Below are 15,301 nucleotides of genomic sequence, written 5' to 3' on the forward strand. Positions count from 1 at the left end.
TGCTGCCGGGGACCGAATCGACGGATACTGTCCGTCAGCATCACAACATCCACGTTTCCTGGAGGGGGAATAATGAGTCTGGAACGTCCCTGGCTGAAGAGCTATCCCAACGGCGTACCCGCCGAAATCGACGTCAATGAGTTCCATTCGGTGTCGGCCGTTTTCGATACGTCCGTGGCCAGGTTCCGCGACCGTCCCGCCTACTCCAGCTTCGGCAAGGTCCTCACCTATGGTGAAACCGACGCCCTGGTCGAAAAATTCGCCGCCTACCTGCTCGGCGAGCTGAAGCTCAAGAAGGGCGACCGCGTCGCCCTGATGATGCCCAACTGCCTGCAGTACCCGGTGGCCACCTTCGGCGTGCTCCGCGCCGGCCTGACCGTGGTCAATGTCAACCCGCTGTACACCGCGCGCGAACTGAAGCACCAGCTGGTCGATTCCGGCGCCTCGGTCCTGGTGGTCGTGGACAACTTCGGCGACACCGTGCAGCAGGTCATTGCTGAAACCCAGGTCAAGCAGGTCATCACCACCGGCCTGGGCGACATGCTCGGCGCCAAGGGCGTGCTGGTGAACTTCGTGCTGAAGTACATCAAGAAGATGGTGCCCAACTACAGCCTGCGCGGCGCGATCCGCTTCAACCAGGCGCTGAAGCTGGGCAGCAAGCACACCCTGCCGAAGGTGGAGCTGGACCACGACGACGTGGCCTTCCTGCAGTACACCGGCGGCACCACCGGCGTGGCCAAGGGGGCAATGCTCACCAACCGCAACCTGGTGGCCAACATGCAGCAGGCCTCGGCGTGGATCTCCGCGTCGGGCATTGAAATGGGCAAGGAGTGGATCATCACCGCCCTGCCGCTGTACCACATCTTCGCATTGACCGCGAACGGGCTGGTCTTCATGAAGTTCGGTGGCTGCAACCACCTGATCACCAACCCGCGCGACATGAAGGGCTTCGTCAAGGAGCTCAAGTCGACCCGCTTCACCGCCATCACCGGCGTCAACACGCTGTTCAACGGCCTGCTCAACACCCCGGGCTTCGACGAGATCGACTTCTCCTCGCTGAAGGTCACCCTGGGCGGCGGCATGGCCGTGCAGCGTTCGGTCGCCGAGCGCTGGAAGAAGACCACCGGCGTCACCCTGGTCGAAGCCTACGGCCTGACCGAAACCTCACCGGCCGCCTGCATCAACCCGCTCAACCTGGCCGAGTACAACGGCGCGATCGGCCTGCCGATTCCGTCCACCGACGCCTGCGTGAAAGACGACAACGGCGTCACCATGGCTGCCGGTGAAGTCGGCGAACTGTGCATCCGTGGCCCGCAGGTGATGAAGGGCTACTGGCAGCGTCCGGAAGACACCGCCAAGGCGATCGACGCCGACGGCTGGCTGCACACCGGCGACATGGCGCGCATGGACGAGCAGGGCTTCTTCTACATCGTCGACCGCAAGAAGGACATGATCCTGGTGTCCGGCTTCAACGTGTACCCGAACGAAGTCGAAGACGTCATCGCGATGATGCCCGGCGTGCTCGAAGTAGCGGCAGTTGGCGTACCCGACGAAAAGTCCGGCGAAATCGTCAAGGTCGTTATCGTCAAGAAGGACCCGAACCTGACCGCCGAACAGGTCAAGGAACACGCCCGCGCCAACCTGACCGGCTACAAGCACCCGAAGATCGTCGAGTTCCGCAAGGAACTGCCGAAGACCAACGTCGGCAAGATCCTGCGCCGCGAACTGCGTGACGCACCGGCGGCGTAATTCCGCGGCGGGCCAGGTAGAGCGCCTCACAATCCTGAGGTGCTCTACCACATCTTGAGAAGCCAAGAGACGCCCAGATAGGTAAAGCCCGCACCTCACTTGCCGTTTACGCCGAAGGTTGCTACTCAACGTGATAGATGCTAGGATTTTTGCATACCAGCGACTAGGAGTAGCTCCAGTCAACAGTCTGGTCCCTAGGGCGTTTCATCAATTTACGCATGCCCGGTCGCAGGCTCACGCCCGACCGGGCATTTCGTTTGTACTCTCCGAAGGCGCTCGTGGCGACGCGCGCCTCCAGTCGGACGAAAGGGTGAGTGGACAATGACCCCACAACCGCTCGAACAGTTGTTCGACTCCATGTTTCATGGAAAGTACCGCTTCATTGAGTTCATGGAGCTGAAGCCAGAACAGCACAGGGTGCGAGTTTCCTGGAAGGGTCGAACAATCTACAAACCCACGGGCGTTCTCAAGGCGTTTCATCGCTTCCTCAACCACTACGTACTTGACCACCTGCAGGTAGATGAAACGGTCTCATTTGCCTACCGTAGAGGTACAACCTTGCTCCAGGCCGTAGAGCCGCACGCTCACAGCCGCGCCTTCTTCCAGACCGATCTCGAACGATTCTTCGACAGCATCACGACGGATCACATCAGAACCGCACTTGAAACATCCGACATTCCGGTGGAAGACCTTGGACAGCACTTGGGTCACATCCTGGAACTTCTTACGATTGATGGCAAGCTGCCAATTGGCTACTCGACATCTCCAATCCTGAGCAACGCATGCCTGCTGGGATTTGACAGTCGCCTGAAATCCCAGAGTCGTGATCGCGGCTGGGTGTACACGCGCTACGCCGACGACATCATCCTTTCAGCCGCTGACCGCGAATCGCTGGCCGATGCCGTTGCCGTGGTTGAAGACTGTCTGTCTTCTGAGCTCGGTGATGGCTTTGCGCTGAATCCGACCAAGAGCAAACTGACCACCATCGGCAGGAAGGTCAAGTTGCTCGGCCGAGTCATTGTTCCCACCGGCGTCATTGTCATCGATCGCGAAGTACGAAACCGAATTGAGTCCTACCTCCACTTCTACATCACCGACCAGTCCAAACTTGCAAGAATTTTCAGAGAGGATCGGGAGGAGGAGTGGGAAGATGGCTTGCAGAGCCTTAGCGGACTCATCAGCTACGTGCATGTGGCAGATGTCGCGTACCTCGACAAGCTTAGAGCAAAGTTCGGAGCCACCGTAATCGACAGTTTCCTGCACAGGTCAGCCAAATGAGCCGATTTCGTGTAGTGCTCGAATCAGTTCAACATGTCACCAACATGACTTTGGACATCGACCTGTCAACGCCTGGCTTGGTGTGTCTGGTGGGTCGAAATGGAACAGGCAAAACAACGCTGGTGCGCGCCCTGCGAAACCTCTCCAACGCTGACACGTTCAACAGGACGGCCACGCCCTACGCGTTTTCCGACAAGAGTCGAATCACCTACGAGGCAGGGGGCGAACGCGTAGCGTTCACATACGACGAGAAGATCCGGTCACTGAATTGCAGGGACACGATCCCCTCGACACTTCGAAAGATGATTGAAGCCGAACTCCCAATGCCGCACGGGAGGCGCTTCAACTACTTTAAAAGTGCGAGCGAAGCCGACCTGGACATTCGGAAGGCAATCTCCTTCGGCAAGTACGCACGTCCCGAGGAGCTGATTGACTTTCTGGGCGCCATCTACGGCTCGGATCGGTTCTCGACCATGGCGGAAGTCCGAGTCAAGGGGAAAAGCTACTATGCCATCGTGCGTAATGACGGGACGTACATCAGAGAGGATTACCTCAGCTCCGGCGAGTATTTCCTCATAAATCTGTATAGAACCATCAAGGGATCAGCGAAGCTTCTGGTCATTGACGAAATCGACCTTTCCCTTGACGCCGCCGCGCAGGCAAATCTTGCGAGCTGGCTGAGGCGATTCTGCGTTGAGTACAACTGCAAGGTGGTTTTCACGACCCACTCCCTCGCCCTCATGCACAAGCTTGAACCTGGCGAGATGTTTTACATGGACCAGGTCGATGGCAACGTCTCAATTGAACCAACCTCATTCAGCTTTGCCAGAGCGAAGATGTTTGGATTCGCTGGATTCGACAGGTGCATCGTCACCGAAGACACCTCGCTCACGGCATTCATTACTCATTTAGTAAAAAAGTACTGCCCCAGGACGATCCTTAGCTACAAGATCATTTATGTAGGCAGCGGAGCTCGTGTCGGCGCACTTGTCTCGGACAATGACCGCGAGAAGTTCCTTGGACCAGCCGATCAGGTGATTGGTATTGTTGATGGTGACCAGAAAGATGAGGGATACGCCCAACATCCGAGCATCCATCTGATACCGCTCAAGAGTGTCGAAAAAGCCCTACTTGCTGAGAGCAAACAGGACCCGGACTTTCCGTTTCACGTCCCGCGAATGACCTTTGACAAGGAAAAGAGTTTGATTCGTCACATCTTGAAGAGAGGCATAGCAACGCAATCAGAAATTTACGATTATCTGATTGGCAGAAGTCCAGACGCATTTCAGGACATTACGGAAACGCTTCGGCAACTATTGCCCCCGGCTCACGAGGCATGATGGTGGCGAAATCGGACTGCAATGTCTCGCCTGAAACGCAGGTAACACCCAGAGATGACATCGACCAGATCGCTGCTGACGTCGGCAACCCATCACTCCTGTATGTTGCCATGCGTACCCGAAACTTTTACCACAGCAGTCGCCTTGACGGGATTGACATGAGCAAAGCAATCGAAGCAGATTCCCTGCACGAGATCCTCGAGATTTATCGCAAACGAAGATAGTCGTCACCCGTAGTCGATCCGGTAAGCTCGACCGCGCATTCGATCATCCCCAATCGCCCTTGGCAGCCAGTAGTGTCAGCCCGGCCGGCATGCCCAGTGTGGCAAGCAGGTATGCATCCGTCGCCAGCGCGGTCAGCAAATCGAACGGCACCATCAACGACAGGGCTGTAGACGGGGTGTAGTCCTAGACGGGTTCGTTGCGCGATGTCGCTACTCGGCTCCACTACGGAAAGAACAGCGGGTGCCCCGCGTCCGAGTCGGACTGGAACGAATCTGCGCATTCTGCGCCGTGCCGGGCGAACGCGATGATCCCGTCGTTCGGTCAAAGACCACGCAGTACCCCCGCCGCGCAAGGCGTATGGGCGTTTCACCCCTCCTTCATCGCCGCTGCCAGACGCACGCGGGATATATGCATGACACCCCCCACCGCCGGTGTAGGATCGCGGCGTGTGGACCCGTCCGGCCTGCCGCCCACCGTCCTCCCAGCAGGCCAACCCGCCGAGGTGATCACCATGCATTCCATCGAAAAGCTCCCCTATGCCCGCGGCTACGCGACCATCCGCACCGAAACCACCGGCGACAACGCCGCCCACTGGTTGTTCATGCACGCCGACGCCGCTACCGGCATCCGTCCCTGCTGCCGCAAGGACATGCTGGACGAAATGTGGAGCGTGATGAGCCAGATCACCCTCTCCCCGGCCGAACGCAACAGCGGCCGCCTGCGCCACTTCGTGCTGGCCTCCGACGCCACCGCCTACAACCTGGGCGGCGACCTGGCCCTGTTCGCCCAGCTGATCCGTGAAGGCAACCGCGACCGCCTGCTGGCCTATGCCCAGCGCTGCGTGGAAGGCGTGCACCACCTGCACACCGGCTTCGGCGGCGACGTCCGCTCGATCGCCCTGATCCAGGGCGACGCGCTGGGCGGTGGCCTGGAAATGGCCCTGGCCTGCCACACCATCATTGCCGAGGAAGGCTGCGGCATGGGCCTGCCTGAAGTGCTGTTCGGGCTTTTCCCGGGCATGGGCGCCTACTCGTTCCTGTGCCGCCGCGTGGCCCCGCAGCTGGCCGAGAAGATCATCCTCGAAGGCCGGGTCTACTCGTCCGAAGAAATGTTCGCCATGGGCGTGGTCGACATCCTGGTGCCCAAGGGCCAGGGCGTGAAGGCCGCCGAAGACCTGATCCGCCAGCAGCAGCGCACCCCGCGCAGCTACCTGGCAATGAACGCCGCACGCAACCTGGCCCAGGCGGTGGGCTATGACGAGCTGCTTGAAATCACCAAGATCTGGGTCGATTCGGCCCTGGCCCTGGAAGACAAGTCGCTGCGGACCATGGACCGTTTGATCAAGGCGCAGACCCGTCGTGCGCAGTTCGATGCCGCGTAACGGCGCTGCTGCCGGCAAGGGGGTTCGGTAAAAAAGCCCGGTGGAAACCGGGCTTTTTTCCATCCATCGGCACGCGGGTCAGCGCATGTCGATGCCGCCGTCGTCGCTGGATGCGGCACCGGGGCGCCGGCGTTCTTCCAGTGCCTGCCGGCCTTCCTTCACCGCCGTACGGATCAGCGTCATCCGCTCGCGCCATTCGCTCTTGAGTTGCCAGTCGGCCATGTGCATCACCTCGCCGGCCCGGTACGCCACCCGCACCAGGCCCAGGTTGCTGGCCACGCCCTTGATGGCGTGGGCCTGCTCGCGAAGCAGCACCCAGTCGCCGCGTTCGCCGGCTTCCATGGCCCCGCCCACGCACTGCGTGGCGTCGGCCAGGCACTGGCGGATGAACTCCTGCTCGAAGCCTTCGCCCATGCCCAGCGCCGCCAGCTCGTCGAGCACACCGGTATCGAGCACGCCCACTGCGACCGGCGCCGACTGGACCACGGCCGTGCGCGCCTTGAGGCCGTCGTTGGCGGCAATTTCAGCGAGCGTGTCGAGCAGGCGCACCGGCACCACCGGCTTGCCGAAGAAGGTATGCGCACCGGCCTGGGTACACTGCTGGATGGATTCGGGCGTGACGTCGGCGCTGAGCACCAGCACCGGCGTGCGCGGGGCGCCACCGGCCTGCAGCACGCGCAGTTCCTTGAGCATGTCCAGCCCGCTCATGCCGGGCATGTGCAGGTCGACGATGGCCACGTCGTAGTCGCTCTCGGCCATGGCATCGAGCACCGCTTCGCCGCCGTTGACGCACACCACCTTGTGCCCGGCCTTCTGCAGCAGGCGCTGCAGCACCAGCCGGTTGGCCTGGTGGTTGTCGGCCACCAGCACTTTCATGCTGCGCACCCGGGCGCGATGGCGGAGGAACGGGTCGGCGAAGGCGATCACGTTGTCCGGCGCAGCGGCGCTGCCCTCCCCGACCACGGCCGGGGTGTACTCGCCCGCCACCACCGGCGGCAGCGCGAACGGCAGTTCGAACCAGAAGCAGCTGCCCTGCGGCGGATTCTCGGCATAGCCGATCTGCCCGCCCATGGCCTCCACCAGGCCGCGCGAAATCGAGGTGCCCAGCCCGCTGCCCTCGTGGCGGCGGCCCAGGCTCACATCGGCCTGCTCGAAGGCCTGGAACAGGCGCGCGCGCATGTCCGGCACCACGCCGATTCCGGTGTCGAGGATGTCGAAGCGCAGCCGCACCTGGCCTTCGTTTTCTTCGCGCAGCTGCGACACGCGGATCTCGATGCGGCCATGCTCGGTGAACTTGACCGCGTTGCCGGCCAGGTTGAGCAGGATCTGGCGCAGGTGGCCGAGGTCGCCACGCAGCAGCTTGGGCACGCCTGCGGCGACCTTGACCTGGTAATCAAGTCGCTTGACCTTGGCCTGCGGCATCAGGATCAGCCCGATCGACTGGATCACCTCGTCCAGCGAGAAGTCCTCGGCCACCACGCGCAGTTTGCCCGCCTCGATCGCCGAGATGTCCAGCACCTCTTCCACCAGCGCCAGCAGGCTGCGCGAGGACGCCTGGATGGTGTTGACGCACTCGCGCTGTTCTTCGTCCAGCGTGGTGGTGGCCAGCACTTCGGTCATGCCCGACAGGCCGTTCAACGGCGTGCGGAACTCATGGCTCATGTTGGCCAGGAAACGGCTCTTGGCTTCACTGGCACGGCGCGCCTCGTCCATCGCATGGGTCAGCTGGCGCAGCAGCGTGGCGAAGTACAGCGGCACCGCCGCCAGGCCCAGCCACAGGCCGAAGCCGAGCCGCGCGTTGGCCTGCCAGTAGTCGGTGACCAGCACCGTCACCCCAAAACTCACCAGCGCCATGCCCACGGCGGTGTACAGGTATTTGTTGCCGAAGCGCATGCCGTTGCCGACGGTCACCCACATCACCACGATGTAGACCCAGGCCAGCGGCTCGCCCATCTGCACCATGCCGGCGGCGATCAGCCCGTAGTCGGCCAGCATGCCGGCCACCCGGCGCGGGTCCGAACGGCCGGGGCGCGCCAGCAGCCACGCGAACAACAGCACCGACAGGGTCAACCCGGTCAGCACGATGCCCAGCACCACCTGATACTGGTGGTGCGGCAGGTCGTGGCGCGGACCGGGAAGCAGCACGTAGCCCAGGATCAGGACGATCAGCACCATGCGCACGATAGCCTGGCCGTGCTCGGTGTCGGGACGGTTGCCCAGCCGCTGCTTCAAGGTGTGGAACATGCTCTGCACCTCACATCCCCGGGCGTGCCGACGCAGTGGAGTGCTGCGCGCAGATATCGTCGAGCTGCTGCCGGCCACGCAGCAGGGCGTCCACGCAGCGCGGATCGAACAGGCGACCACGCTGTGCATACAGATAGGCCAGGGTGGCTTCCATCGTCCAGGCTTCTTTGTAGGGCCGGGGCGAAATGAGGGCGTCGAACACGTCGGCCACCGCCACGATCCGCGCTTCAAGCGGGATCGCATCGCCGCGCAGGCCATCGGGATAGCCGCTGCCGTCGTAGCGCTCGTGGTGGCGCAGCGCGATCAGCGCACCCACCTGGATGAAGCGGTTCTGGCTGCCACTGAGCAGCTCATAGCCGATCCGCGGGTGCCGGCGCATGATCGCCAGCTCCTCGTCGTCGAGCTTGCCCTGCTTGAGCAGCACCGCATCGGGAATGGCGATCTTGCCCATGTCGTGCAGCGGCGCGGCCGCCTCGATGAGCTTGACCTCTTCTTCCGGCAGGCCCAGCTGTTCAGCGATCAGCCCGGCCACGTGCGCCATGCGCTCCAGGTAGGCGCTGGTGCCGGCATCACGAAACTCGATCGCACGGGCCAGCCGCGACAGCGTCTCGCGCTCGCGCTCTTCCACCTCGTGCATGCTGGCCAGCAGACGCTGCTCCAGCGAGAGCGCACGTTGCTTCACGTTCTCGGACTGCTGGCGCAGCTGCAGCAGGTTGTAGCAGCGCGCCCGCAGTTCGCGCGGGCGGATCGGCTTGACCAGGAAATCGATCACCCCGGCTTCCAGCGCAGCCTGGCGGATCGGCTCGTCGCCGACCACGGTAATCAGGATCACCGGAATGTCGCGATGCTTGGGCAGGCGGCGGAAGCGGCGCGCAAACTCCAGGCCGTCCATTTCCGGCATGCGATAGTCGAGCAGCAGCAGGTCGACCCCGTGCGATTCGCACCAGGCCAACGCGGTGAGCGGGTCGCCGAAGTCATGCACGCTCAGTTCCGGCGCGATGTCCTCGATGACATGACGCAGCATGGTGCGCGCAGACGTCTGATCGTCAACGATGACAATATTCAAGGCTGCTTCCGTTGTCTTCCTGGACCACACTGGAACGTGCTGCGAAGACGATACTCCGCTGCTTTGTACGCCGGCACCTTGCATGGGACCCACCTCCGGTCATGATTCCCCCATTCATGATCTTGGCCGTGCCGTGATGCGTGCGTAACGCAGGGGGCCGTCCAGTGCTCATGATCCGTAGCTGGCGCCCATAGGGCGCCTCAATGGGCTACGCAGAAACCATACTCGTCCGGCCATCCCAGCGGAACCCCGCCGGGTGGCCCCAGCGGGTCCAACCGGACCTGCGTCTCAGTTTTCGGGGCGCATGTAGGGGAACAGGAGCACATCGCGGATCGAGCTGCTGCCGGTCAGCAGCATCACCAGGCGGTCGATGCCGATGCCCAGGCCGCCGGTCGGGGCCATACCGTACTCCAGCGCACGGATGTAATCGGCGTCGTAATGCATGGCTTCGTCGTCGCCGCCCTCCTTGGCCGTGACCTGGGCCTGGAATCGGGCCGCCTGGTCTTCCGGGTCGTTCAGCTCGGAGAAGCCGTTGGCCAGCTCCTTGCCGTTGATGAACAGCTCGAAGCGGTCGGTATAGCCCGGCTGGTCGTCGTTGGCGCGGGCCAGCGGCGAGACCTCGACCGGGTGGTCGGTGATGAAGGTCGGCTGGACCAGGGTGTGCTCGACGGTGGCTTCAAAGATCTCCAGCAGCAGCTTGCCCCAGCCGTAGGACGGCTTGACCCGGATCTTCAGGCGCTCGCAATGGCGCAGCAACGCCTCGCGGTCGGTGCAGTCGGCCAGGCTGATCTCCGGGTTGTGGTGGCGCACCGCCTCGTCCATGCGCCAGCGGCGGAACGCCGGGGCCAGGTCGATGGTGGCGCCGTCCCATTCCACGGTGGTGGTGCCCAGCACCTTGCTGGCCACGTCACGGATCACGCCTTCGGTCAGGTCCATCACTTCGGTGTACGTGGCGTAGGCCTCGTACAGCTCCATCATGGTGAATTCCGGGTTGTGCCGGGTGCTGACGCCTTCGTTGCGGAAGTTGCGGTTGATTTCGTAGACGCGCTCGAGCCCACCCACGACCAGGCGCTTGAGATACAGCTCCGGCGCCACGCGCAGGTACAGGTCCAGGTCCAGCGCGTTGTGATGGGTGGTGAACGGCTTGGCCGTGGCGCCGCCGGGGATGTAATGCATCATCGGCGTTTCGACTTCCAGGAAGTCGCGGTTGTCCAGCCAGGCGCGCATGGCGCGGATGATCCGCGAGCGCTTGATGAACACCTCGCGCGACTCCGGGGTCACGATCAGGTCGACGTAGCGCTGGCGGTAGCGCTGCTCCACGTCGGCCAGGCCATGCCACTTGTCCGGCAGCGGGCGCAGCGACTTGGTCAGCAGGCGGATGCTGGTCGCCTTGACCGACAGCTCGCCGGTCTTGGTGCGGGTCAGCCCGCCTTCCACCGCGATGATGTCGCCTACGTCCCAGCCTTTGAAGGCGGTGTAGGCATCGCCCAGACTGTTGCCCTGCAGGAACAGCTGGATGCGGCCGGACTCGTCCTGGATCTGGGCGAAGCTGGCCTTGCCCATCACCCGCTTGGCCATCAGGCGGCCGGCCATCTTCACCGTACGGTCAGTGGCTTCCAGCGCTTCGGCGGTCCACTGTTCGGCATCGGCGAATTCGGCCTGGAGGCTGCCGGAGAAGTCTTCGCGACGGAAGTCGTTCGGATAGGCGATGCCCTGCCCGCGCAGCGCGGTCAGTTTCGCGCGGCGCTCGGCGATGAGGCTGTTCTCGTCGACGGGGGTCTGCGGCGCGGCGGTCTGATCGTTCATGGCGTGGGTCTGTGTCTTGGGGAGTTGGACAGTGGGGAGGTGAAGCAGCATCGGGCCGCACGTGGCGGCCCGACGGTCAGGCGTCGAGGCGTTTGGAACCGACTTCCAGGCCCGACTTCAGGCTGGCTTCGACGAATTCGTCGAGGTCGCCGTCGAGCACCTTCTGCGTGTCCGAACGCTCGATGCCGGTGCGCAGGTCCTTGATACGGCTCTGGTCGAGCACGTAGTTGCGGATCTGGCTGCCCCAGCCGATGTCGGACTTGGTCGCTTCCACGGCGTCCTTTTCCGCGTTGCGCTTCTGGATTTCCAGCTCATAGAGCTTGGCGGCCAGCATCTTCATCGCGTTGTCGCGGTTCTGATGCTGGCTGCGGCCGGTCTGGCACGCCACCACGATGTTGGTCGGGATGTGGGTGATGCGCACCGCCGACTCGGTCTTGTTGACGTGCTGGCCACCGGCGCCGGACGAACGGTACACGTCGGTACGCAGGTCGGCCGGGTTGATGGTGATGTCGATGTTGTCGTCGATTTCCGGCGACACGAACACCGAGGTGAAACTGGTGTGGCGGCGGTTGTCCGAATCGAACGGCGACTTGCGCACCAGGCGGTGCACGCCGGTTTCGGTCTTCAGCCAGCCATAGGCGTAATCGCCTTCCACGCGCAGCGTGGCCGACTTGATCCCGGCGACATCGCCACCGGACACTTCCATCAGCTCGGTCTTCCAGCCACGCGATTCGCACCAGCGCAGGTACATGCGCAGCAGGATTTCGGCCCAGTCCTGGGCTTCGGTACCACCGGCACCGGCCTGGATGTCGACGAAGGCGGCGGCGCTGTCCATCTCGCCGGAGAACATGCGCTGGAATTCCAGCTGTTCCACGTGCTTCTGGTACTTGTCCAGGTCGGCGACCACGGCCAGCGCGGTGTCTTCGTCCTGCTCGCTTTCAGCCAGCTCCAGCAGTTCGCTGGATTCGGTCAGCCCGTCCAGGATGGTGGCGATGCCGCCGACCGTCTTGTCGAGCATGGAACGCTCGCGGCCCAGGTTCTGGGCGTACTCGGCGTTGTTCCAGATATCGGGATTTTCCAGTTCCCGGGTTACTTCTTCCAGACGCTCTTTCTTGGCGTCGTAGTCAAAGATACCCCCTGAGCGAGACCACGCGATCGGTCAGATCGGTGATTCGCTGGCGCACGGGATTGAGCTCGATCATATCGGCGGTAATGAAGGCTTGGGACAAGACCGACGATTATAGCGTCCCAAGCCCCGTTCATGTTCAAGGGTCAGCGGACCTCGAACTCCCCGACCAGCACGGTGTCCGAGCTGTCCTTCAACCGCATGGTCACCTGCTGGTCCTGCTGCCTTCGGCTGCCCCAATGGGTGCTGAGCCGCAGGGTCAGCGTGGTCGCGCCGGTCACCAGCTGCTCGCGGCTGCCGAAGTAGTTGGCCTCCACCTTGTACTTGCCCGGCTTGGCCTGACGCAGCGAGAACTGCTCCGGACCATAGCCGCCGGTGAAGTCGCGCGACATCTGGCCGCCCTGGTACGTCAGCTGGTTGCCGTAATAGGCGCGTTCACCATTCGGGTCGGTCACCCACAGGTCCATGTCGCTGTTGTCGCTGTCCCAGCTCAGCACCACGCGCAGGTCCACCGGCATGGCCCGGCGCAGGCGCGGGTTGACCGCGCGGGCGTCTACCCCCGTCCGCGCCACCAGCGTGGTCAGTTCGTCCAGCGCGATCAGGGAGATGCCGTCGAAGCGCGCATCCCACGGCCGCACCACCACCTCGTTGAACGCCGCCAGTGCCTCCGCCGGCTGGTTGTTGGCTTCCAGTGCCAGGGCCAGGTCGCGGAAGCTCTGCGGCTCTTCCTCACCGAGCGCCAGCACATCCCGGAACACGGGCACGGCCAACGCCGGCGCCTTGGCCTGCATCAACCGGTAGCCCAGCACGCGCAATACGTGGCGGTTCTCCAGCTGCATCTCGGCCAGGTTGGACAGCACCCGCAGGGCCAGGTCGCGTTGGCCGTGGGCCAGCAGGATGTCGGCCACGTCCAGATAGAACGCGCTGCTGTCGGCGTGGTCATCGCGCTCCTGCAGGTACAGCGCATAGACCGCGTCCGGACGCGCCGCGCGCAGGCGACGGGCGTAGGCCGAATCAGGCGCCCACGCAGCGACGCTGGTTTTCAGCGCGCCGCGGTTGGCGGGGTCACCGGCGGTGTAGGCGTCAGCGTCAGCGGCGGACTCGGCGTCGGCCGGCAGGCGGGCACCAGTGACCACGATCCTGTCCAGCGAGGTCGAGCGCGCGGCTTCCTCTCGGCGCTGCGCGCGCTCCGCCGCCATCATCATCGGTGCGGCAGGCGCAGGCGGCGCGGGCGGTGCCATCGCCATCGGCGCGGACATCGCCTTGGCCGGTGGGGCGACCGGCGGCGCGCCCTTGGGCCAGGAGCGGTTCCACCATGCCTCGCGCTGGGCGAACTGCGCCGCCAGCGTGTCCAGTCGCTGGCGACGGGCGGCGGCATCGTCGGCCAGGGTGACCGCGTGCTGGCGGTCATACGCCTGCTGCAGCGGGCCGGCCGGGCGGATGCCGTACCGAAGGTAATCGTCCAAGGTTTCGAGTACCAGCAGGGAGGTATCGGGGCCGACCAGTCCGAAGCGCTGCGACAGCGCCTGGATCGCCGCGCGGTTCGCGCCCGGATCGCCGGCCAGCGCCCGACGCTGGGCATCGGCCCAGGCATGGGCGACCAGTTCGCCACCGATGTCGCCGACATCGGCCAGCCGCACTGTCACGGTGCGTCGCGCGCCGTTTTCGTCCGGTACCTGCAGCCGCAGCACCGCATCCGCACGCTGCACCCGCCCAAGCACCCGCACCCAACCGTGGTCGGCACGCTCCGGGTCGATCAGCAGGTCTGCCAGTCCTTCGCCGTCGGCCATCACATCCGCCGGGTTGTCGCGCAGCAGGCGCGCGGCGGCGGCCTCCACGTCGCCGGCCCCGTCCATCACCAGCAGCTGGCCCCGTCCGGCGCGGGTCCAGACGCGCAGGCGGTCGCTGTCGGTGCGCGCGCCGGCGCCGCTCAGGGCGTACAGGCGCTGCTGCGCACCCAGCACGGGCTGGTCGCGCTTGCCGTAGTTGGCCAGCCCGTCGCTCACCAGCAGGTACTCGTCCACGTCGGGCTGGGGCGTCCAGTCGCCCAAGGCGCTGGCGCCGTCCCGCGGCAATGCCTCCAGGTGGCGACGCAATGCGATCCAGTCGCCCTGGCGGATCGCGAAGCGGCGGCTCGGCTCGGCACGGTCGCGCAGGACGGTCAGCTGCACCTCGCCGTTGCCAATGGCGCGGAAGTACCTATCCAGCACCGCCAGTTCCGCAGCGGTGTCGCGGTTGCGTGCCGAACCCGAGGCGTCCCACAGCAGTCCCACCCGGCGCGGCAGCGTGCGTGCACGCGCCTCCACCGGAACCGGCACCTGCACCATCAGGTACTGCCCGCCATCGAAGCGGCCGCGCACCGCATCGACCCCGCGCGGCAGCGGCAAGATCCAGCCCAGTTGTGCGGGCAATGCCATGCCGGAACCCTGCCAGCGGCTCCGCCACGCGCCGTCGCGCGGGGCTAGCACCAGCGGCGACTTCCCGTTGGCCACCGGCACGCCATTACCCACGGCATCAAGGCTCAGCTGCACCGACTGCGCCTGCCGCGCAAACTGCAGCGGCAGGGTCCAGCGCAGGCCCTGCGCTTCCACCGGCAGCGCTTCGCGCACAGTGATCGCCACCCGCCGCGTGCCCATCGCCGGAATCGGGTAGATGCGTAGCCGGAACTGGTTACCGGCCGTCTGTTCAAGCAGGCCCGGATCGACCCCGCGCCGCTCAATGGCCTCGAACACCTGGCGACCCTGCGCCTTGGGCACCGGCACCGCGTCGCGCAGCACACCGTCGATATCCAATGCGAAACCGGTCACCTGCTGGCCTTCGGCCAAGGGAAACTCCAGCGATCCTTCCAGGACGCGGCGATTGGGGTTGCGGAACACCAGCTCGATCCGGGTTTCGCCCAATCCTCCGGCCACGTGGCTGTCGATGCGGGCCTGCTCCAGCCGCACCGGCTGCTCGGCCCCGGCGACCTTCAACACCGGCGCGGCAACCTGCTGCGCCGCCGCCGTTTGCATGCCTGCCCCTACCCCCGCCCAAAGCAACAACCCCAGCCCGATGTTCCGCAGCATGCTGTCCATGTGACGCTCCAG

The 15,301-nt window shown here is 64.3% G+C and carries 9 protein-coding genes; 4 read left to right on the forward strand and 5 right to left on the reverse strand.

Features of this window, described 5'->3' with window-relative positions:
- Positions 1-72 precede the first annotated feature (72 nt).
- From C2U58_RS08845 to C2U58_RS08865, 4 genes are all read left to right on the forward strand, one after another.
- Entirely contained in the window at positions 73-1,749 is a 1,677-nt protein-coding gene (locus C2U58_RS08845) for a long-chain fatty acid--CoA ligase (protein WP_102945527.1), read from the forward strand.
- Positions 1,750-2,070: 321 nt separating this feature from the next.
- On the forward strand, positions 2,071-3,027 hold the full coding sequence (locus tag C2U58_RS08850) for a reverse transcriptase family protein (RefSeq protein ID WP_102945528.1): 957 nt from the start codon (positions 2,071-2,073) through the stop codon (positions 3,025-3,027).
- A 44-nt stretch (positions 3,028-3,071) separates the two neighbouring features.
- Complete coding sequence (locus C2U58_RS08855) at positions 3,072-4,367, forward strand: AAA family ATPase (RefSeq protein ID WP_253256695.1); 1,296 nt, start codon at positions 3,072-3,074, stop codon at positions 4,365-4,367.
- Between the two features lie 736 nt (positions 4,368-5,103).
- Positions 5,104-5,973 carry a crotonase/enoyl-CoA hydratase family protein gene (locus C2U58_RS08865; protein WP_070206802.1) on the forward strand — a complete coding sequence of 290 codons (870 nt, stop codon included), beginning with the start codon at positions 5,104-5,106 and terminating at the stop codon, positions 5,971-5,973.
- Positions 5,974-6,051: 78 nt separating this feature from the next.
- Here C2U58_RS08865 and C2U58_RS08870 read toward each other — a convergent pair whose 3' ends face one another.
- From C2U58_RS08870 to C2U58_RS08890, 5 genes are all read right to left on the reverse strand, one after another.
- Entirely contained in the window at positions 6,052-8,217 is a 2,166-nt protein-coding gene (locus tag C2U58_RS08870) for an ATP-binding protein (protein ID WP_102945889.1), read from the reverse strand.
- 10 nt (positions 8,218-8,227) lie between these two features.
- Entirely contained in the window at positions 8,228-9,367 is a 1,140-nt protein-coding gene (locus C2U58_RS08875) for a two-component system response regulator (protein ID WP_102945531.1), read from the reverse strand.
- Positions 9,368-9,571: 204 nt separating this feature from the next.
- Positions 9,572-11,089 carry a lysine--tRNA ligase gene (gene lysS, locus C2U58_RS08880; protein ID WP_102945532.1) on the reverse strand — a complete coding sequence of 506 codons (1,518 nt, stop codon included), beginning with the start codon at positions 11,087-11,089 and terminating at the stop codon, positions 9,572-9,574.
- A gap of 76 nt (positions 11,090-11,165) precedes the next feature.
- Positions 11,166-12,291 (reverse strand): peptide chain release factor 2 gene (prfB, locus tag C2U58_RS08885; RefSeq protein WP_102945533.1). Its coding sequence is split into 2 segments (ribosomal slippage): positions 11,166-12,215 and positions 12,217-12,291, totalling 1,125 coding nucleotides; the frame shifts between segments, so codons are not numbered across the junction.
- A 70-nt stretch (positions 12,292-12,361) separates the two neighbouring features.
- A complete protein-coding gene (locus C2U58_RS08890) occupies positions 12,362-15,226 on the reverse strand; it encodes a VIT domain-containing protein (RefSeq protein ID WP_253256710.1) in 2,865 nt (954 codons plus the stop codon).
- Positions 15,227-15,301 lie beyond the last annotated feature (75 nt).

It is taken from the genome of Stenotrophomonas sp. VV52, assembly GCF_002893095.1.
GTDB lineage: Bacteria > Pseudomonadota > Gammaproteobacteria > Xanthomonadales > Xanthomonadaceae > Stenotrophomonas > Stenotrophomonas aracearum.